The 19,053-nt window shown below is 56.0% G+C and carries 16 protein-coding genes; 9 read left to right on the top strand and 7 right to left on the bottom strand.

Annotated features, from left to right (window positions below):
• Positions 1-173 precede the first annotated feature (173 nt).
• A complete protein-coding gene (locus tag FE788_RS11720; protein ID WP_342779521.1) occupies positions 174-542 on the top strand; it encodes a PIN domain-containing protein in 369 nt (122 codons plus the stop codon).
• A gap of 20 nt (positions 543-562) precedes the next feature.
• Here FE788_RS11720 and purD read toward each other — a convergent pair whose 3' ends face one another.
• Complete coding sequence (gene purD, locus FE788_RS11715; RefSeq protein WP_138380813.1) at positions 563-1,843, bottom strand: phosphoribosylamine--glycine ligase; 1,281 nt, start codon at positions 1,841-1,843, stop codon at positions 563-565.
• Between the two features lie 82 nt (positions 1,844-1,925).
• On the opposite strand from purD, the gene xseA reads away from it, so the two are divergent.
• Positions 1,926-3,533 carry an exodeoxyribonuclease VII large subunit gene (gene xseA, locus FE788_RS11710; protein ID WP_138380812.1) on the top strand — a complete coding sequence of 536 codons (1,608 nt, stop codon included), beginning with the start codon at positions 1,926-1,928 and terminating at the stop codon, positions 3,531-3,533.
• Positions 3,530-4,360, top strand: coding sequence for a M23 family metallopeptidase (locus tag FE788_RS11705; RefSeq protein WP_138380811.1), 831 nt, complete (start codon positions 3,530-3,532; stop codon positions 4,358-4,360). The genes xseA and FE788_RS11705 overlap by 4 nt, the downstream gene beginning before the upstream one ends.
• Before the next feature lie 12 nt (positions 4,361-4,372).
• Here the strand turns inward: FE788_RS11705 and FE788_RS11700 are convergent, their stop codons facing one another.
• Positions 4,373-5,374, bottom strand: coding sequence for a GlxA family transcriptional regulator (locus tag FE788_RS11700; protein WP_138380810.1), 1,002 nt, complete (start codon positions 5,372-5,374; stop codon positions 4,373-4,375).
• A gap of 152 nt (positions 5,375-5,526) precedes the next feature.
• On the opposite strand from FE788_RS11700, the gene FE788_RS14125 reads away from it, so the two are divergent.
• Both FE788_RS14125 and FE788_RS11695 read left to right on the top strand, forming a co-directional pair.
• On the top strand, positions 5,527-5,700 hold the full coding sequence (locus FE788_RS14125) for a type 1 glutamine amidotransferase family protein (RefSeq protein ID WP_168190395.1): 174 nt from the start codon (positions 5,527-5,529) through the stop codon (positions 5,698-5,700).
• A 249-nt stretch (positions 5,701-5,949) separates the two neighbouring features.
• Positions 5,950-6,660: a TorF family putative porin gene (locus tag FE788_RS11695; RefSeq protein WP_168190394.1), complete on the top strand. Its 711-nt coding sequence runs from the start codon at positions 5,950-5,952 to the stop codon at positions 6,658-6,660.
• A gap of 68 nt (positions 6,661-6,728) precedes the next feature.
• On the opposite strand, the gene FE788_RS11690 is transcribed toward FE788_RS11695, so the two are convergent.
• The gene (locus FE788_RS11690) at positions 6,729-8,090 is read right to left on the bottom strand and encodes a TldD/PmbA family protein (protein WP_138380808.1); all 1,362 of its coding nucleotides are present in this window, start codon (positions 8,088-8,090) and stop codon (positions 6,729-6,731) included.
• Positions 8,091-8,561: 471 nt separating this feature from the next.
• On the opposite strand from FE788_RS11690, the gene FE788_RS11685 reads away from it, so the two are divergent.
• Positions 8,562-8,927 (top strand): MarR family winged helix-turn-helix transcriptional regulator, encoded by a 366-nt coding sequence (locus tag FE788_RS11685; protein WP_138380807.1) that lies wholly within the window; start codon positions 8,562-8,564, stop codon positions 8,925-8,927.
• A 139-nt stretch (positions 8,928-9,066) separates the two neighbouring features.
• Here the strand turns inward: FE788_RS11685 and FE788_RS14120 are convergent, their stop codons facing one another.
• The 4 genes from FE788_RS14120 to ppa all read right to left on the bottom strand — a co-directional run bounded on the left by FE788_RS14120 (position 9,067) and on the right by ppa (position 14,085).
• Positions 9,067-9,219, bottom strand: coding sequence for a hypothetical protein (locus FE788_RS14120; RefSeq protein WP_168190393.1), 153 nt, complete (start codon positions 9,217-9,219; stop codon positions 9,067-9,069).
• 91 nt (positions 9,220-9,310) lie between these two features.
• Positions 9,311-10,819 carry a UbiD family decarboxylase gene (locus FE788_RS11680; RefSeq protein ID WP_138380806.1) on the bottom strand — a complete coding sequence of 503 codons (1,509 nt, stop codon included), beginning with the start codon at positions 10,817-10,819 and terminating at the stop codon, positions 9,311-9,313.
• A 73-nt stretch (positions 10,820-10,892) separates the two neighbouring features.
• Positions 10,893-13,319 carry a bifunctional diguanylate cyclase/phosphodiesterase gene (locus FE788_RS11675; protein ID WP_168190392.1) on the bottom strand — a complete coding sequence of 809 codons (2,427 nt, stop codon included), beginning with the start codon at positions 13,317-13,319 and terminating at the stop codon, positions 10,893-10,895.
• Between the two features lie 220 nt (positions 13,320-13,539).
• Positions 13,540-14,085: an inorganic diphosphatase gene (ppa, locus tag FE788_RS11670; RefSeq protein WP_138380804.1), complete on the bottom strand. Its 546-nt coding sequence runs from the start codon at positions 14,083-14,085 to the stop codon at positions 13,540-13,542.
• Between the two features lie 199 nt (positions 14,086-14,284).
• Here ppa and FE788_RS11665 point away from each other — a divergent pair, with 199 nt between their 5' ends.
• From FE788_RS11665 to FE788_RS11655, 3 genes are all read left to right on the top strand, one after another.
• A complete protein-coding gene (locus FE788_RS11665) occupies positions 14,285-16,270 on the top strand; it encodes a sodium-translocating pyrophosphatase (protein ID WP_138380803.1) in 1,986 nt (661 codons plus the stop codon).
• A 160-nt stretch (positions 16,271-16,430) separates the two neighbouring features.
• Entirely contained in the window at positions 16,431-17,798 is a 1,368-nt protein-coding gene (locus tag FE788_RS11660) for a glycosyltransferase family 4 protein (protein ID WP_168190391.1), read from the top strand.
• Positions 17,767-19,005 (top strand): bifunctional alpha/beta hydrolase/OsmC family protein, encoded by a 1,239-nt coding sequence (locus FE788_RS11655; protein ID WP_138380801.1) that lies wholly within the window; start codon positions 17,767-17,769, stop codon positions 19,003-19,005. Before FE788_RS11660 ends, FE788_RS11655 begins: the two co-directional genes overlap by 32 nt.
• Positions 19,006-19,053 lie beyond the last annotated feature (48 nt).

Below are 19,053 nucleotides of genomic sequence, written 5' to 3'. Positions count from 1 at the left end.
TTATACCGGGCAAAATGGACTGAAAGAATCCATGACGAATGGATCAGTGCTTTGCGGCAAAACCGTCCTGACATATCTGAAACGAAGTTGTCCAGAACCAGAAAACTGATGAACGAGGCAGTCCCGGACAGCTTGATCACAAATACAGCTTGATCACAAATTATGAGACACTGATGGGGGATTTGAAGTTACCGGATGTGAATGACCGCCATGTATTGGCGGCGGCTCTCAAGGCTCGTGCCGATATGATTGTGACGTATAATCTTGCTGATTTCCCCGAAGACTATCTATGGGAAATGCAGATTGAAATTCAGCATCCGGATGATTTTGTACTTTGCCAGATTGATTTAAATTACAGACTTGTTTTTCAGGCGATCAGCAAACAATTACAAAGTCTGAAAGCCCCGCCTCTTTCTGTCGAGCAATATTTGGTGAGCTTGGAGAAACGGGGGTTAACGAAGTCGGCTTTCAGGCTGAGGGAATTGGGGCTGCTTTCACATGGCACTCTTGCCAAACCAGTTCGTCAACCCCCATTTCATTAAAATCAAAACGACTCTATTTTTCATTTTTCATTTTCGCGGGCGATGGCGCGCCAGCCGATGTCACGACGGCAGAAACCTTCGGGCCAGTCGATCTTATCCAGTGCGGCATAGGCGCGGTCCCGGGCCGCTGTGATGCTGCCGGCGCGGGCAGTGATATTCAACACCCGTCCGCCCGTGGCCAGAACCCGGTTGTTCTGTCTGGTTGTTCCCGCATGGAAAACAACCACATCTTCTGTGGTTCCGGCCTGATCAAGTCCCCGGATTTCCGTGCCTTTCTCATAAGACCCCGGATACCCTTTGGCGGCCATCACTACGGTCAGTGCCGCATCGTCATGCCAGTCCAGGCTTTCTTCCTGTAATGTGCCGGCGGCGCAGGCCAAAAGTGCCGGCACGATATCGGATTTCAGTCGCATCATCAGCACCTGGCATTCCGGATCGCCAAAGCGCACATTGTATTCAATGAGCTGCGGGCCCTTGTCTGTAATCATTAGTCCGGCATACAGCACCCCGGCGAACGGCATGCCTTCCTCTTTCATACCGCGCACTGTGGGCAGGATGATCTCGTTGAGCGTGCGTTCGATCAGCGCTTCAGTCATCACCGGGGCCGGGCTGTAGGCACCCATGCCGCCGGTATTGGGGCCGATATCCCCGTCTCCCACCCGTTTGTGATCCTGGGCAGTGGCCAGCGGCAGGATGGTCTCTCCGTCAGTGAGCACAAAGAAGCTGGCCTCTTCGCCTTCCAGAAATTCCTCGATCACCAGTTCCGCCCCGGCCGCACCGAACTGTCCGCCGAAGATGTCGTCTACGGCCTGGTGGGCTTCCTCGACGGTCTGGGCGATAATCACGCCCTTGCCCGCGGCCAGGCCGTCGGCCTTGACCACAATGGGGGCGCCTTTTTCATTGATAAAGGCCTTGGCGGCCTCGGCGTTACGAAACCGGCCGTAGGCGGCGGTGGGAATATTGTATTTGGCGCACAGATCCTTGGTGAACCCCTTGGAGCCTTCCAGCTGGGCTGCAGCGGCCGTGGGGCCAAAAGCGGGAATTTCCGCCAGATCCAGACTATCCACCAGCCCCTCCACCAGCGGGGCTTCGGGGCCGATAACCACCAGATCAATGTCGTTTTCGTCGCAAAAGGTGATGACCGCGCCGTGATCGGCAAGATCGAGGCTGACGCATTCCGCCAGATCCTGCATGCCGCCATTGCCGGGGGCGCAGAAAATTTTGTCCACCAATGGAGACTGGGCGATTTTCCAGGTCAGCGCATGTTCTCTGCCGCCGGAACCGATGACCAGAATATTCATGATGATTTGTCCTTTTAAAAAATTTCCTCTCTTGTAACATAAGATGCCTGAGATTCAAGCAAGCAGTAGAAGTAAGCGGTCCATGTCAGATCATTCCCATTTCCCGGGCCGGCCCCCGCAGGCGGCCCGCAGCAATGCCCCGGAATATTCGGTCAGTGAGTTGAGCCTGTCGCTCAAGCGTACGGTGGAGGAAAATTTCGGTTATGTGCGGGTGCGCGGCGAACTCAGCGGCCTTAAGCGCGCTGCGTCCGGCCATATGTATCTGGCCCTCAAGGATGACAAAGCGGTCCTTGACGGGGTGATGTGGAAAGGCATGGCAGGCCGGCTCACGTTTCGGCCAGAAGACGGGCTGGAGGTGATCTGCACCGGCAAGCTCACCACCTATCCGGGGCGCAGCAAATATCAGATTGTCATTGACCGTATGGAACCGGCGGGCGCCGGGGCGTTAATGGCGCTTTTGGAGGAACGCAAGAAAAAACTCGCGGCTGAAGGACTGTTTGCTTCGGAACGCAAGAAGCCGATCCCCTACCTGCCGCAGGTGATTGGTGTCGTCACGTCCCCGACGGGGGCGGTGATCCGCGATATCCTGCACCGGCTGGAGGACCGTTTCCCGCGCCACGTGATTGTCTGGCCTGTTCTGGTGCAGGGCGAAGGGGCGGCGGCCCAGGTGGCCGAAGCCATCGAGGGGTTTAACCGACTGGAGGAGGGCGGCGATATTCCGCGCCCGGATGTGCTGATTGTGGCACGTGGCGGGGGCAGCCTCGAAGATCTGTGGGCCTTCAATGAGGAAGTGGTGGTGCGGGCCGCGGCGGCGAGCGAAATTCCCCTGATCAGCGCCGTGGGGCACGAGACGGACACCACCCTGATTGATTATGCCGCGGACCGGCGGGCGCCGACGCCCACGGCGGCGGCGGAAATAGCCGTGCCGGTGAAGGCCGATCTGGTCTATACGGTGCAGGATCTGTCCGTGCGGCTGGGGCGGGCCCAACAGCGCCTGCTTCTGGACCGGCGGCAACGGATTGAGGGATTGGGACGGGGCCTGCCCAGGCCGCAGGACCTGCTGTCGCTCAGTCAGCAGAGGTTTGATGAACTTGCCGACCGCCTGCCGCGGGCGCTGCAACATCTCAGCGATAAACAACACATGCGGCTTGATACGCTGGGCGCGCGGCTCAGGGCCGATATGTTGGTGCGAGATCTACGCCGCCACCAGCAGACCCTTGCCGAAAAAACGGTGCGTTTGCCGCGAGCGCTGCGGCATATGTGTGAGCGGCAGCATATGCGGCTTGAAACCCTTGGCGAGCGGCTGAGAGGGGATATTCTGGTGCAGGATGTCGGGCGGGAACGGCAGAAGGTTACTATGCTGGCGGAACGTTTGCAGCCGGCCATGACCCGTCTGATGCAGCAGCAGAAAAGCCGTCTGGACAGTCCGGTGCGTCTGTTTGATAGCCTGAATTACAAGCGGGTGCTGGAACGGGGCTATGCGGTGATCCGCGATTCCCGAGGCAAGACCCTTACCAATGCGGCGCGGGTTTCTGCCGGTGATGTGATGGATATCGAATTCCGGGATGGGCATGTTTCGGCACAGGCAGTGAGCGCCCCCATGCCCTCCGAGCCGGTGAAACCGGCAAAAAAAACCAAAAACAAGACAAAACCCCCTTCCGGGGATGAGCGCCAGGGGAGACTGTTATGAGGGGTGTCCTTTGTTTTGGATTGTGTTTGGTATGGCTGTTTTTTGCCGGGGCGGTAAATGCCGCAACAGAAGCGATCCGGCCTGAGTTCCGGGTGCCTTCCCCGCTGGTTCAGGGCGGGTTTTATGTGGGCAAGGCCCCCGCGGGTAGTGAAGTGATCTTCAAGGGCAAAAAGCTGCGGCTCACGCCGGCGGGCTATTTCCCATTCGGACTGAACTGGAAAGAGGGGAGCACGGTCACCTTTACGGTAATACCCCCCGATGGCGAGCGCCGGGAATACCGGTTTCCGGTGCAGGAACACAAATATGATGTGTCTGTGATTGACGGGCTGCCCCCGAAAATGGTCACGCCGCCGCCGGAGGTGCGGCAGCGCATTGCCAATGATGCGGCGCGGGTGCGCGAGGCCCGTTCAGTCCTCAGTGACCTGACCGATTTTGGCCGCAAGATGATCTGGCCCGTCAAGGGGCGAGTCTCTGGACATTTTGGCAATCACCGGATTCTGAATGGCACCCCGAAAAGCCCGCATACCGGGATGGATATTGCCGCTCCCAAGGGCACGCCGGTGGTGGCTCCGTTGGGGGGCATAGTCATCATGGTCGCCGATCTTTATTACACGGGGAATACGGTGATCATTGATCACGGTTATGGCGTGAGCACGGTGTATTGTCACCTGGACAGTGTGGCGGTTCGGGAAAGACAGAAAATCGGCCAAGGAGATCCTCTTGGCACTGTGGGCATGACCGGCCGGGCGACGGGGCCGCATCTGCATTGGGGGATGAACTGGGAAGGAGAGCGGCTTAATCCGGAACTGTCCTTGCCGGCGTCTTGAGCGATATTGTGATCAGAACACGGCCGTCCGGCGACGTCCGAACCGTTCGCGGTATTCGCGGGGCGAAATGCCAAGGTGGCGCTGATACAGACGACGCAGAATTTCCGCACTGGAAAAGCCGGACTTGAGGGCCACCTGTTCAAGGCTGTCGAACGTGTCTTCCAGCAGCCGGCGGGAATGTTCCAATCGCGCCTGTTCCACAAATCGCCCCGGGGAACAGCCCACATGGCGGGTGAAATGGCGAATGAAGGTTCTTTCTCCCAAGGCCAGCCGCTGCGCAAGCGCAGGCACGGACAGATCGTCGGTCGGGTTTTCGGCAATATACAGGCAAAGCTCGCGAAACGGGGCGGTCTCGGCGGTCTGGGCTTTGAGAAATGAAGAAAACTGGGATTGCCCGCCTGGGCGTTTATAAAACATCACCAGATGCCGGGCCACGGTGAGCGGCAGGTCCCGACCCAGATCCTCTTCCACCAATGCCAGCGCCAGATCCATGCCGGCGGTCACCCCGGCCGAAGTATAGAGTTTGTCGTCCCGCACATAAAGCGCATCCGGATTCAGATGCACCTGGGGAGCCATTTGTCTGAGCTTGTCTGTGTAATCCCAGTGGGTTGTGGCGGTCCGGCCCTCCAGAAGACCAGCTTTGGCCAGAATGAGGGCCCCGGTGCAGATGGACACCATTCGGCGAACTATGGAATAACGGTTGCGCAGGAAGCCGGTCAGGGCCGGGCTGTTAGCGGCATGTTCCGCCCCTCGGCCGCCAACAACAATCAGCGTGTCTTCCTCGGGCACGCTGTTCAGGGGTTGGGTGTTGAAGACCATGCCGTTGGAGGCGCGCACCGGGCCACCCCCGAGAGAGAGATACTGGACCTGATAGGCCGGAAATCCATAGTCCCTTTCACACAACTCACTGGCGCTGAAAAAGATTTCTGCCGGCCCGGCCAGGTCGAGAATTTCACACTTGTCATAGCAGATAAAGGCAATGGTTTTGCGGGGAAATTCTTTCGGTCGGGGCATGGGTCAGATCCTGGGGGCGATCCTGACGTGGATCGGTATGTCATAATTCATGGGTATTATGTCATTTATGACAATATGCCGTCAAGCTAGAGTGAGACCCTGACAAGAGTTTCACCATATAGACGAGAAATAAAAAGCAAGGAGGTAAGGATATGACTTTTAGGATCGCCATCCTGGTATTTGACGGGTATGAGGAGCTTGACGCCATCGGCCCATGGGAAATTTTCCGCGTGGCGCAAGATTTGAAACCTGACGAACTGAACTGTGTAATCTTGTCCCCTGACGGGCGAGATGTGCACGCGGCCAAGGGATTGAAAACGGGATGACTCGATATGACTATTTTTTAATCATGAGTAATAAATAGTCATTTTGTGACCAAAATTTTGCCCTATTTCCCGTGAAGATAACAAAAGCGGCGTCGTCTGCAATGATATGCTGGACTATAAACTGCTGTTAACTATTTGAAATTATATAAGAACCCATATAGCTTCAAAAATCTGGCACGTATCTTGTAGAGTTTTATGCGCAATCCAGATTATGGTGCAGAAAATAATTCCAAGTTTAAGGAGAGAAACGTGACGAAATTGAGAACCGCTATGTTGGCCACCGTTGCCGTGGCTGTAACAGCTTTTTCCTCAGCTCCGACTTTTGCGGAGGAGGGCTTTTTGGGAGGAGAGATCAGCGCCAATGTGGCCATGCTGAATGATTATCGTTTTCGCGGGGTGTCCCTGAATGATGAAAATTTTGCGTTGCAGGGCGGCTTTGATTATGCGCATGACAGCGGGTTTTATGTGGGCACATGGGCGTCCAATATTTCCGAGTTTGGCGGCGCGGAAATCGAGCAGGATATCTATGCCGGATATGGCGGTCAGATCGACAGTATTTCCTATAATATTGGCCTGCTGCTCTATCATTATCCCGGCGGGGAGAATGTGGACTATCTGGAACTTTACGGTTCTGCCGGCGTTGATCTTGGCGTGGCATCGGCAAGTCTCGGCGCCGCTTACGCCTTTTCCAGCGAAAATACCGGCAATACGGATAACATCTATGTTTATGCGGATGTGGAAAGCGCCATTCCCGATACGCCCCTGACCATCAGCGCCCATATCGGATACGAAGACGGCTTTGACTATGCCGGGATTGGCGATACCACCAAGCTGGACTGGAGTCTGGGGGCCAGTGTGAATTATGGCGGCCTGGATTTCGGTCTGAAATATGTGGATACGAATAATGCCGGGGATTTGTCCGACGCCACGGTGGTATTTAGCGTCGGGGCCTATTTCTAAGGACTTTCATATGGATTGAAGGGTGTGGGGGCCTGCCTTTTCGGGGCAGGCCCTTTGTTTTTGGCGGATCAATTCCCGGCGACCATCATGCTGTCGATCCGCAGCGTGGGGGCGTCGGTGCCATATTTAAACTCCAGGTCGCTGGCCGCCTGCATGTGACGGTACATGTCCTTGAGGTTGCCAGCCACGGTCACCTCATTGACCGGATAGGTGATCTGGCCATTTTCGATCCAGAAACCGCTGGCGCCCCGGCTGTAATCCCCGGTGATTCCGTTCACCCCCATGCCGATGAGCTCTGTGACATAAAATCCGCTGGCGATATCGGCCACCAGCTCTTCCGGCGAAAGTTTGCCGGGCGCGATATAGATATTGGTGGAAGATGGCGCGGGTGGTGACGAGGTTCCCCGGCTGGCTCGACCGTTGCTTTTCAGCCCTAACTGACGGGCGCTGCTGCTGTCTAGAAACCAGCTTTTCAGAATGCCGTTTTCCACTAGCACCAGTTTGTCATTGGCTACACCTTCCCCGTCAAACGGCCGGGAAGACGGCCCGCGCACAATGTGTGGATCGTCAATGATGGTGATGTGCTCGGGAAAAATGCGGTCCCCCATGCGGTCTTTGAGAAAGCTGGTGCCCCGGGCGATGGACTGGCCGTTTATGGCTCCGGCAAAATGGCCAAGCAGGGTTTTGGAAACCCGGGGATCATAAACCACTGGGACTTGTGCCGTGGCCGCCTTGCGGGGGTTGAGGCGTCTGAGCGCCCGTTCCGCGGCTTCCCGGGCGATTTCCGCCGGACTGTCCAGGTCAGCCAGGTGGTGTTTTGAGCTGTAGGCGTAATCCCGCTCCATGGCGGTGCCGGCGCCGGCGATGACAGAAAGGCTGAGGCTGAAACTGCTGCGGCGGTAGCTTTGCGCAAAGCCGTCAGAATTGCAGAGCACGATTTCCACTTTGTCATACCCGGCGCCGGCACCTTGTGAATTGGTGATGCCTTCGGTGGCAAGCGCCAGGGCCTCGGTTTCCCGGGCCATGTCTTGCAACGTTTCCGCAGAAGGGGTGGTTGTATCATACAGATCCAGGTCCTCAAACGGCGGCTGAGCCAGAAGCGCCGGGTCCGCAAGGCCGGCAAAACGGTCTTGCGGGGCATGTCGTGCCATGCTGACGGCGCGTTCGACAAGGGGATCCATGTTTTGGGCGCTGAGATCACTGGAGGAGACAATGGCCTGTTTCTGGCCGATAAAAACCCTGAGGCCCAGATCCACATTTTCCGATCTTTCAATATCTTCGAGTTTGCCAAGCCGCCAGGAAACCGATTCTGACCGGGAGGTGAAAAAGATGGCGTCGGCCTGATCCGCGCCGGCCCGAAGGGCTTTCTTGATTAAATCCTCTAACCTGTCCAGGTGGTCTGCAGTAGAGGGGATTGCAATCTGGGACATATAGGTTCCTGTTCTCATTATCATTGAATCATGAAGTGTGACTGACCATCCTATACATAGCGATAAAATCCCGAAGGAAAAAGAGCGGGACGGGGTCAGGACAGCAAAATTTTGAAAGGTTTGTTACTTATCTTGTTAAATTTTTTGCTGTCCGGGTGTCATATTCGATTGTAGTACCGGGGGAATATGGTTAATATTGTATGACATTATAGTCATCATTTTTTAAGATAGTAGAAAAGTACAGGTAAAAATACATGTTTTCTATAGTGTTCCAGGGAAAAATGTTCTTCGATAAATATTATAGGAAACAAGGTCTTAGTAGGAATATTTGTATAAATAGAGTGGGGAAGACAAGTGGACATATCACGTCCGGGGGTATCTAAAAGGCATATAAAAGATTATATAGATAACTGTGTATGCCTGAATGTAAGAAAAGCATCCAGGGCAGTCACACGGTTATATGACGAAGCCTTGCAGAAAACGGGGATCAGGTCCACCCAACTGATCATTTTGATGGTTCTGGAACATCTGGAAAAAGTTACGGTAAGCAAACTGGCCGAAGAGCTTGTCATGGATGCCTCGACGGTGGCGCGCAACCTTCGTCCGTTGCATAAACAGGGGCTGATCCAGATTATTCCGGGGACCGACAGGCGACAAAGAATTGTGTCGCTAACCGCCAAGGGGCAGGAGAGGGTCGAGGAGTGTCTGGAACATTGGAACAAGGCGCAAAACAAGATTTTCTCGGCATTCTCAGAGGAAGAGTTTGAGAATAACCTGACGGCAATCAACAATATATCTGATGCGGTGTTGAAGATTCACGATCCGCAACTGTCCTGAGACGACCTGGGAAGATTCAGGCCCCGAGATTGCAGGGCAGGAACTTGAGTCGGAGATAGATCAGGAAGGCTGTTTCCTGGAAGGCTAGAGTGAATTGTGAATAGCTTGGCTCAATTCTGTTGGCGGATTGCGGCCCGCCTCACGCGGAAGACGGCGCCGGGCGATGCGGGGCATCGGGCCAGGCGTCTGGCAAGGTGAGCGGCCCCAAGCCGCCAACCCGAAGGGCCGGGCCGATCTGGTCCAGTTCCGGCGGGGTTTGGCTGGGCCGTACCGCCAGTATGGCCTGCGCCAAACCCCTGGCTCCTGAACCAGACCTGACCGGCAGAATGGGGCAACCTATTCACAATTCACTCTAGAGTGAATTGAACCAACCTATTCGCAATTTACTCTAGATGGCTTTTTCCGGAACCGGGCAGGCCCAGCGTGTCCCAAATGTCATCAATCCGCCGGATCACCTGTTCGTCCATGCGGATTTTTTCGCCCCATTCCCGGTCGGTTTCCCCTGGCCACTTATTGGTGGCGTCGAGTCCCATTTTGCCGCCCAGTCCCGAGACGGGGGAGGCGAAATCAAGATAATCAATCGGCGTATGTTCCATCAGCGTGGTATCACGGACCGGATCCATGCGGGTAGAAATGGCCCACATGACATCTTTCCAGTCGCGGCAATTGATGTCGTCATCCACCACAATCACGAATTTGGTGTACATGAACTGCCTGAGATAGGACCACACGCCCATCATCACCCGTTTGGCATGGCCGGCATAGGCCTTTTTCATGCTGACCACGGCAATGCGGTAGGAGCAGCCTTCCGGCGGCAGCCAGAAATCGACAATTTCCGGGAACTGCTGTTGCAAGAGCGGGATGAACACCTCATTGAGTGCCTCGCCCAGCACGGATGGTTCGTCCGGCGGCCGTCCGGTATAAGTGCTTAAATAAATGGGATTTTTGCGCATGGTGATGGCGCTGATGGTAAAGACCGGGAAGGGTTCCACGGAATTGTAATATCCTGTATGGTCGCCATAAGGACCTTCGGGCGCGTATTCGTCCAGAGAAACATGGCCTTCCAGCACGATCTCAGCCGTGGCCGGCACTTTCAGCGGTACGCTCACACAATCCACCAGTTCGGTCTTGCGCCCGCGCAGAAGGCCGGCGAATTTATATTCCGACAAAGTATCCGGCACCGGCGTCACCGCGCCCAGAATGGTGGCCGGATCGGCGCCCAGCACCACGGCGGCGGGCAGGGGCTCCGGTTTTTCATTTTTCCAGCGGCGATAATGCTGCGCCCCGCCGCGGTGTTTGAGCCAGCGCATCAGGGTACGCTTCTTGTCCAAAACCTGCATGCGGTAAATGCCCAGATTAAAATCATCTTCCGCGCTGTTGCCGGGGCCCTTGGTGACCACCAGCGGCCACGTGATCAGCGGCGCCGGCTCGCCTGGCCAGCAGCCCTGGACCGGCAGGCGCCCAAGATCAATATCGTCGCCGCTCAGCACCACGTCCTGCACCGGCGCTTTTTTGACGGTCTTGGGGGCCATGGTCATGGCCTGCTTGAGGATCGGCAGCATGTCCACGGCGTCGCGCAGGCTGCGGGGCGGCTGCGGCTGACGCAGCACCGCGAGAGCCTCGCCAATTTCGCGCAGTTCATGCGGTTTGCGGTTCATACCCCAGGCGACGCGCTCCACTGTGCCGAACAGATTGACCAAAACCGGCATGTCATAGGTTTCGCCATGAGGGCCCACCGGGTTTTCAAACAGGATCGCCGGGCCGCCCTCGGCAATTACCCGGGTCTGGATCTCGGTCATTTCCAGATGGGTCGAGACGGGTTCACGGACCCGCACCAGACGGCCGGCTTTTTCCAGTTGATCCATGAAATCCCGCAGGGACTGATACGCCATAAGCTCACCTCAGAACATGTTTTGCGGGATTATAGTGATCTGTCCCGATGCGGCAAGGAAATCCGCACAGCTTTTATTCTGCCGACCGGAGTCCCTGTCGCAGTTGTCCGGCGGCGGCATCGGTATTGGCTGTTTCTGTGGTGATGTGCCTGAAGGTATCGATAGGGGCCGGCGGTGAAATCAAATATCCCTGAATTTCCGTACATCCGGCGTTTTTCAGAAAGTCTTTCTGGGCTTCTGTTTCCACGCCTTCGGCGAGAACGGGCAGGTCCAGCCCCTTGGCCAAGCCGATAATACCGCGGATGATGGTGGCCGACTGTTCGTCTTCGCCCAGTCCGTGAATAAAGGACCGGTCGATTTTGATTTTGTCAAAGCGGTAATTCTTCAAGTAGGCCAGTGAGGAATACCCCGTGCCGAAATCATCCATGGAAATCCGGATGCCGAGTTTTTTAAGTCGATTGAGAATCTGCAGAGCCTCCCACTGGTTTTTAATAAAAACGCCTTCCGTGATTTCCAGCTCCAGCCGCGAAGGATGCAGCCCGGTTTCTTCCAGCACCGAGTGAATCCTGTCAGGCAGTTGGTTGTCCCTGAGCTGAACGGGGGACAAATTGATCGCCACCTGCAAGGGGACCTTCCAGGAGGCGGCTTCGCGGCAGGCCTGATGCAGCACCCAGTCTCCAATCTCGATAATGTGGCCGTTTTCTTCGGCGACTTGGATAAAAATATCTGGCCGGACATATCCCAGTTCCGGATGTTTCCAGCGTAACAGAACCTCGAACCCGGTGGGGCGGTTCTGGTCAAGATTGATCAGCGGTTGATAATGCAGCAGAAGTTCATTGCGCTTGAGGGCTTTCTTCAGGTCCAGGCCCAACCGTCGGCGCAGGCGGATTTTCGAATCGATGATGGCCTCAAAAAACCGGGCCGTGTTGGTCCCTTCCTGTTTGGCCCGCTCCAGTGCGTTGATGGCGTTGGCCATCAACTCGGGGGCCGTCGTCCCATTTTCCGGATAAAGGGCGATGCCAATGCAGTGGGTGAGGGCGATTTCCTTGCCTTGAAGGGTAAATGGCAGCATAAAGGCTTCTTTCAGGCGCTTGACCAGATGTTCCGGATCGGTAAAGCCGTCAATATCTTCCTGTAATATGGCAAATTCGTCGCCTGAGAGGCGCGCGAGTGTGTCAGAAGCCAGGGTAACGCTCAGCAGTCTTTTGCTGATTTCCTGGAGCAGGCGGTCGCCATCTTCCAATCCCAGAAGAAGGTTGGTATCCCGGAATTCATCAATATCAAGGATTAGAAGCGCGAGTTTCGTGGTGGATCGCTTGGCCTGCTGAATGGCCTGATCCAGCCGGATGTTGAAATAACTTCTGTTGATCAGACCGGTCAGGCTGTCCATGGTGGAAAGTTGCCGGATTTTATGTTTCTGGGCCTGATCGTTCCTCAAATCCCGAATCACCGCGATCAGGTGGGAATGTCGAGAGGTTTGCATGGTTCGGATGCGAATTTCGACGGGAATGACGTCGCCTGCGACGGTGGTCAGTCCCGCTTCATACTGCGCTCCCACTGTCAACAGGTCTTTACGTTCGGCCATGTGATCCGGAAAGTTGAACAAGGCTTTAAAAGGCAGCCTTTTTAACCGCTTGCGGGCCTGTCCGATCAGGGTGCAGGCCTGCTGATTAGCGTCGATGATACAGCCGTTGCGGATCAGAAGCAGTCCTTCCATGCTGGCATTGGCCAGGGTTCTGAGACGCTGAGTTTCACGGGCGGCAATTGTCATGATCTTGTTGTCAAGATAAATGCCCAAAAGCGTGAAACTCAGGATAACCAGGCTGGTCACTGTGACGGCCAGTGTCAAAAATGCCTTGTAGGCATCGCCAGTTTCCCCCGTTGGCAGCGGGCTGTTCTGTCCCCCGTCCATGGGGAGTATGGTTATGAAATGCAACAGGAAGACACCACTTGCCAGTCCAATGATGCCCGGCAGTACACTTTGCCCCTGTCGATGGGTGACCAGCGCGAGCTGCGCAGCGCCTACGCTTCCCGCGCCAAAGGTCAACGCCACACCCAGAAGAAGCGGGGCATAAGCCGATTCCTCAGGCCATGTCATAGACTCAAGGCCAGTCACATGCATCAGGGCAAGACCACCCCCCATCACCAGGCTGCCGGTCAGCCTGTTATAGCGCCACCTTTTTAACAGGGTGAGGGCCAGACCGAGCCCGCAGGCCAGGATGGTCAGCAGCACCGACAAAACCGTGAAGCTGAGATCATAATGTGCGGTATAGGGAAGAGGACAGGCCTGCATGGCGATAAAATGGGTTGTCCAAAATCCACTGCCGACTGCTATGGCGTAGATAATGGTCCAGATGTACGGCGCTTTGCCTTTGGACGTCTTCACCCGCTTGATCAGAAGATAAGCCACAAAACAGGTGAGCAGGCAAATTGCCGCAGCGAGCAGAACAAACCCAAAATTGTAATAGGTCAACAGATGGAAATATAACCTTGGAAACATGGAATATGCCCTTGATGTCGGGAAGGGCATATTAGTTTTGACTCAGTTAATAATGTGTCAATTTTCCAGGACAACAACAAGAAAAACACTCCTGTACAGGCTGATGCCCAGCCTATTCCTGAAGAAAGCGCGGTTCATAATTCACTCTAGGCCACACGGCGCATAAAATAACCCATAGGCCCCCGTCAGGAGGCCTATGGGCATTGTGTTGTCAGGATATTTATTCTTCTTCCGGTGCGTCTTTTGCGCGTTTCAGGCCGTCGAGGATCATGGCTTTGGCCTTGTCCGGGCCTTCCCAGCCCTTGACCTTGACCCATTTGCCGCTTTCCAGATCCTTGTAATGCTCAAAGAAGTGCTGGATCCGTTGCAGCAGCAATTCCGGAAGATCTTCATAGCTGTTGACATGTTTGTAGGTGGGGTCGGTCTTGAGATCCGGCACCGCAAGGATCTTTTCATCCCCGCCGGCTTCATCTTCCATAAGCAGAACCCCGATCGGCCGGGCGCGAATCACGCATCCGGGCACCAGCGGCTCATCCACCACTACCATGACGTCGCATGGATCGCCGTCTTCGGACAGGGTATGAGGCATATATCCATAGTTGGTGGGGTAACGCATGGGAGTATGCAAGATCCGGTCTACCAGAATGGCGCCGGAGCGTTTATGCATTTCATATTTCACGGCTGCGCCGCCGGCGGGCACTTCGATAATGACGTTGATTTCTTCGGGCGGGTTTTTACCCGGGCTGATTTTGCTGACGAGGGGCATGGGAATTCCACCTGTTTGTCTGGGGTTGAACAACGTGCAGGGCATTGCTGCCTGTTGCGCCGCAATATACTGAAAATCTCGACTTTGTCAGCATGAATCTTGCTATCGGGGAATTGATGATTTAACGTTTCCCGACCCTTATATCGAAAGCAAACGCATACAGCTACAAGGGGATTTATGCAAAGTCAAGGGAGAGGACATGAAAGAGTTAGTAAATTATCCTCCTGTTTTGGGGGTTGTGGGCCTGATTGTCGCGTTTATCCTGTACCGGATTGTTGTCCGACAGCCGGTGGAGAATGAAAAAGTCAAAAAGATCGGAGACGCCATTCATCTGGGGGCAATGGTGTTTATGAACCGGGAATATAAGATGCTTCTCGGGTTTAATATTCTTGTGATCCTGCCGTTGTGGTATTTCCTGGGCACCAACACGGCCATCGCCTTCGCGGTGGGCACCATTGCCTCGGCCCTGGCTGGGTATCTGGGCATGTATGCCGCCACCCGCGCCAATATGCGCACCACCATGGCGGCTCATGACAAGGGGGCCCCGGCGGCGCTGGAGGTATCGTTTTACGGTGGGTCCATTATGGGCATGTGCGTGGCCTCTCTCGGACTTATTGGTCTGGGCTCGTTGTATTGGTTTTTCGGCGGCGATCCGGAAACGGCACACGCCATTCACGGTTTTGGCATGGGCGCTTCCACCGTGGCGTTGTTTTCCCGCGTCGGCGGCGGGATTTACACCAAATCGGCCGATGTGGGGGCGGATCTTGTGGGTAAGGTGGAAGCTGGCATTCCCGAAGATGATCCCCGCAATCCGGGCGTGATCGCCGACAATGTGGGTGACAATGTGGGCGATGTGGCCGGCATGGGGTCCGATATTTTCGAATCCTATTGCGGGTCCATGATCGCCACCATCGCCTTGGCGGCGACCATGCAGGTGCCGAACCAGAATATTCTGATGTTCCTGCCGTTGGCACTGGCCAGTATGGGACTGATCTGTTCGGTGCTCGGAATCGGGCTGGTCAAGCTCATGTCTGGAAATTCTCCGGAAAAGGCACTGAGGACCGGCACCATCGGGGCCTCGCTGTTGTTTATTCTGGTGGCGTATCTGTTGCTTGATCATTTCGGATTGAATATTCATATCTGGTTCGCCATTCTGTGTGGGGCACTGGGCGGCATTGTGATTGGCCTGGTCACGGAATATTATACCGCCGCGGGGCCGGTGCGCCGAATCGCCAGCAGCGGCGAGACGGGCACGGCGACGGTGATGATTACCGGTCTGGCGGTAGGCATGCAGTCGGTGGTGATCCCGGTCCTGACTATTGCCACCATCATCTTTGTGTCCACCATGTTGGCGGGTCTGTATGGGGTGGGCATTGCTGCCGTGGCTATGCTGGCGACCGTGGGCATCACCATGGCCATTGACGCCTATGGTCCGGTGGCCGACAATGCGGGCGGCATTGCGGAAATGGCGGGGCTCGGTAAGGAAACGCGCGACATCACGGACAGTCTCGACGAACTGGGCAATACCACCGCGGCCATCGGCAAAGGTTTTGCCATCGGTGCGGCGGCTCTGGCGGCGCTGTCCATCATCGCCGCCTTTGTGGAGACGGTGGGCATGCATAATCCGGGCTTTGCCCTGGCGCTGGATAATCCGAAGGTGCTGGTGGGCTTACTGATCGGTGGCACGCTGCCGTTTCTTATCGCGTCCATCACCATGACGGCAGTGGGCGATGCAGCCATGGAAATGATTGTGGAAATCCGTCGCCAGTTCAAGGAAATCCCCGGTCTTCTGGAGGGGAACGCTGAACCGGACAATGCCCGTTGTGTGGATATCGCCACCACGGCGGCGTTGAAAAAGATGATCCTGCCGGGGGCCATTGCCATTATTGTGCCGGTGGTGGTGGGCTTTGGTCTTGGTGCCGAAAGCCTCGGCGGCATGCTGGGTGGGGCGCTGCTGGGCTGTGTGCTGCTGGCGCTGATGATGGCCAACGCGGGCGGGGCCTGGGATAATGCTAAGAAATACATTGAAAAGGGTCATCACGGCGGCAAGGGCAGCCCGGTGCATGCGGCGGCCGTGGTTGGCGATACGGTAGGTGATCCGTTCAAGGACACCTCCGGGCCCAGCATGAACATCCTGATCAATGTGATGGCCATTGTCTCGCTGGTGATCGCTCCGCTGTTGTAAGGGGGATTTCAGAAAACCTTGTTCTACCCGCCGGGAGGCTTTCCGGCGGGTTTTTTATGCCGCTGGCGGCAGGATTTCATCAAAAATTTACACCCTCGTGTTTATTTTCTCATCAATATCAATATGATGAACAAAAGCATTTATTCGGGAGGGTCCTGATTTGCGTATTTTGGTGGTGGCCGGGTATTTTCCCCCCTATGCCCCGGCCTCGGCAAGCCGGGTCAACAAATTTGTCAAATATCTGGATGCGCGTGGCCATGACGTGCGGGTGCTGGGCCCGAAAAATCCTGATTTCCCGCCGACGTTACAGCCGGAAATTTCTCCGGACAAGATTATTTATTCCGGCTACAGCCGCATCAATGATCTGCCGGGGCGGGTGAAAACCGTCTTGAAAAACACCTTCTCCCGCTCCGAAGACACGGCGGCGGTGCGTGATGAAAAAAAGGAACAAGGTGCCAACTCCGGGGCACAACTTTCCCACCGGCCCGAATCCCGCCTCAGCCGCGCCTATCGCATGCTGACCAATATTCCCGACAGCCTGATTGGCTGGTATCCCCACGCGGTGCGTGCCGGCCGTGCGCTGTTCCGCCACTGGAGCCCGGATATTATTTTTGCCACCACCCCGCCCCATACCACGCTTCTGGTGGCAAGCCGCTTGGCGCGCCTGGTGGATGTGCCCTGGGTGGTGGACTACCGGGATTTGTGGGCGGATCACGGTTATTATGACGCCCCTTGGTTTCGGGCAAAGATTGACCGCTTTCTGGAAAACTGCGCCTTGGCCAATTGTCGGGGGATCGTCACCGTGACCCGGACCTGGACCGATCTTTTGCGACAAAAAAGGTCCCAACCGGTCATATGTGTGATGAACGGGTATGATCCTGATGACTTTGCCGGTCTGGACCGGACCCCACAGGAGATGAACAGGCTGACCCTGCTTTATGCGGGTATTCTGTATGGCCGCAAGCGCGACCCGATGCCTTTGTTTGAGGCGCTGGGCCGTTTGGGGCCGGAAGCGGACAAGATCCGGGTGCTGTTTTATACTCCGAACGGCCGGGCCGACCTGGATGAGGAACAGGAGGCGGTGATCCGGAAATATGGTCTGGACGACAAGCTGAAATTTCATCCGTATATCCCCCAGAAAGAGCTTCTTGCGGTTCAGGCGCGGATGGATGTCCTGCTGCTGCTACGCTGGGATAATCCGCGTGAGGAAGGGGTGATCGCCGGCAAGCTGTTCGAATATATCGGGGCTGACAAACCCATTCTGTCGGTGGGGCTGGAGACGGGCGAGGCAGCGGACATCATCCGTGACAATGGCTTCGGGTTTGTCTCTCGTGATCCTGACGCTATTGCCGGATATCTGAAGGAACGGCTGGCGGCCAAGATGGCTGGTGAGCGCAGTGCTCTGGACCCCGACAGGCGGGCGGGGTATGATCGGAATGCGCAATTCGCCAAACTGGAAAAATTCCTGTTCCGTGTTGCGGGAAAAGGAGACCGCCATGATTCATCACAGCCGGAAAGTCACTTTTGAGGGGGCGCAGGGCGATACCCTGGATGCGCGTCTTGAACTACCGCCCTTTGGTCCTGTGCGCGCTTATGCGGTGTTTGCCCATTGTTTTACCTGCAACAAGGATATTTTTGCCACGTCGCGCATTGCCCGGGCGCTGGCGCGGCGGGGGATTGCGGTGTTGCGGTTTGATTTTACCGGCCTGGGTCAAAGCGAGGGCGATTTCGCCAACAGCAATTTTACCTCCAATATCGGGGACCTTATGGCGGCCTGCGCTTTTCTTGCACAGCAGTATGTCGCGCCCGAACTTCTGATTGGCCATAGCCTGGGGGGAGCTGCCGTGCTGGCCGCGGCTCAGGATTTGCCTGACGTGAAGGCGGTGGCGACCATTGGTGCGCCGTCCGATCCAGGGCACATCAATCATATGTTTGAAGAAAAGATGGACGAAATCACCCGCCACGGCGAGGCGGTGGTGGATTTGTCGGGTCGGCCTTTTACCATCACCCGGCAGTTTATTGAGGATGTGCAGAATCACAGAATTGTCGACCGTCTGAAAGATCTGGGCAAAGCCCTTCTGGTGATGCATTCGCCCACGGATCAGGTGGTGAGTGTGGATCATGCCCGCATACTGTATGAACATGCCCGCCATCCCAAAAGCTTTATTTCCCTGGATGGGGCCGATCACCTGCTTCGGGGCAAGCGGGACGCGGAATTTGCCGCGGAAATGTTGTCTGCCTGGTGCGGCCGGTATATCAGCCCCCTTGAAAAACGGGACGCTCCCGACGGCGACAAGGTTCTGGTGGAAGAGACGGGGCTCGGCAATTTTCTGCAGGAAGTGATCTATGGCGATCATGCTTTTCTGGTGGATGAACCACAACGTGTCGGCGGTGACAATGAGGGGCCGACGCCTTATGCTTATCTGCTCGCGGCACTTGGGGCGTGTACGTCCATGACCCTGCGCATGTATGCTCGGCACAAAAACCTGCCGTTGGAGCATGTCCGGGTCACGCTGGAACATGACCGTCTTCATGCCCGCGACTGCGCCGATTGCTCCGAACAGGAAGATCCCGATGCAAAGATCGAAGTGATGCGCCGCCGGGTTGTGGTGCGGGGGGATCTGACGCAGGAGCAGTTGGACGGCCTGTTGCGCATTGCCGACAAATGTCCGGTGCATCGCACCCTTGAAAGCCGGCCGGAAGTGATCACCAAAATCGAAAAGGAAGGGGAATAACCCTGCCCTGCCCTGCGCTAAATCCCTGGCTCCTGAACCAGACCTGAG

Source organism: Luteithermobacter gelatinilyticus, assembly GCF_005849285.1.
Lineage (GTDB): Bacteria > Pseudomonadota > Alphaproteobacteria > Sphingomonadales > Emcibacteraceae > Luteithermobacter > Luteithermobacter gelatinilyticus.
Note: the sequence above shows the minus strand (reverse complement) of the source record. Positions and strands in the feature narration are given on the sequence as shown.

Bases quoted from the DNA above. Each gene is read 5' to 3' on its own strand.
- FE788_RS11655 (WP_138380801.1), top strand. From the start codon at position 17,767: ATGATTCATCACAGCCGGAAAGTCACTTTTGAGGGGGCGCAGGGCGAT.
- FE788_RS11665 (WP_138380803.1), top strand. From the start codon at position 14,285: ATGAAAGAGTTAGTAAATTATCCTCCTGTTTTGGGGGTTGTGGGCCTG.
- FE788_RS11720 (WP_342779521.1), top strand. From the start codon at position 174: ATGGGGGATTTGAAGTTACCGGATGTGAATGACCGCCATGTATTGGCG.
- FE788_RS11680 (WP_138380806.1), bottom strand. From the start codon at position 10,819: ATGGCGTATCAGTCCCTGCGGGATTTCATGGATCAACTGGAAAAAGCC.
- FE788_RS14125 (WP_168190395.1), top strand. From the start codon at position 5,527: ATGACTTTTAGGATCGCCATCCTGGTATTTGACGGGTATGAGGAGCTT.
- FE788_RS11675 (WP_168190392.1), bottom strand. From the start codon at position 13,319: ATGTTTCCAAGGTTATATTTCCATCTGTTGACCTATTACAATTTTGGG.
- xseA (WP_138380812.1), top strand. From the start codon at position 1,926: ATGTCAGATCATTCCCATTTCCCGGGCCGGCCCCCGCAGGCGGCCCGC.
- FE788_RS11690 (WP_138380808.1), bottom strand. From the start codon at position 8,090: ATGTCCCAGATTGCAATCCCCTCTACTGCAGACCACCTGGACAGGTTA.
- FE788_RS11700 (WP_138380810.1), bottom strand. From the start codon at position 5,374: ATGCCCCGACCGAAAGAATTTCCCCGCAAAACCATTGCCTTTATCTGC.
- ppa (WP_138380804.1), bottom strand. From the start codon at position 14,085: ATGCCCCTCGTCAGCAAAATCAGCCCGGGTAAAAACCCGCCCGAAGAA.
- purD (WP_138380813.1), bottom strand. From the start codon at position 1,843: ATGAATATTCTGGTCATCGGTTCCGGCGGCAGAGAACATGCGCTGACC.
- FE788_RS11705 (WP_138380811.1), top strand. From the start codon at position 3,530: ATGAGGGGTGTCCTTTGTTTTGGATTGTGTTTGGTATGGCTGTTTTTT.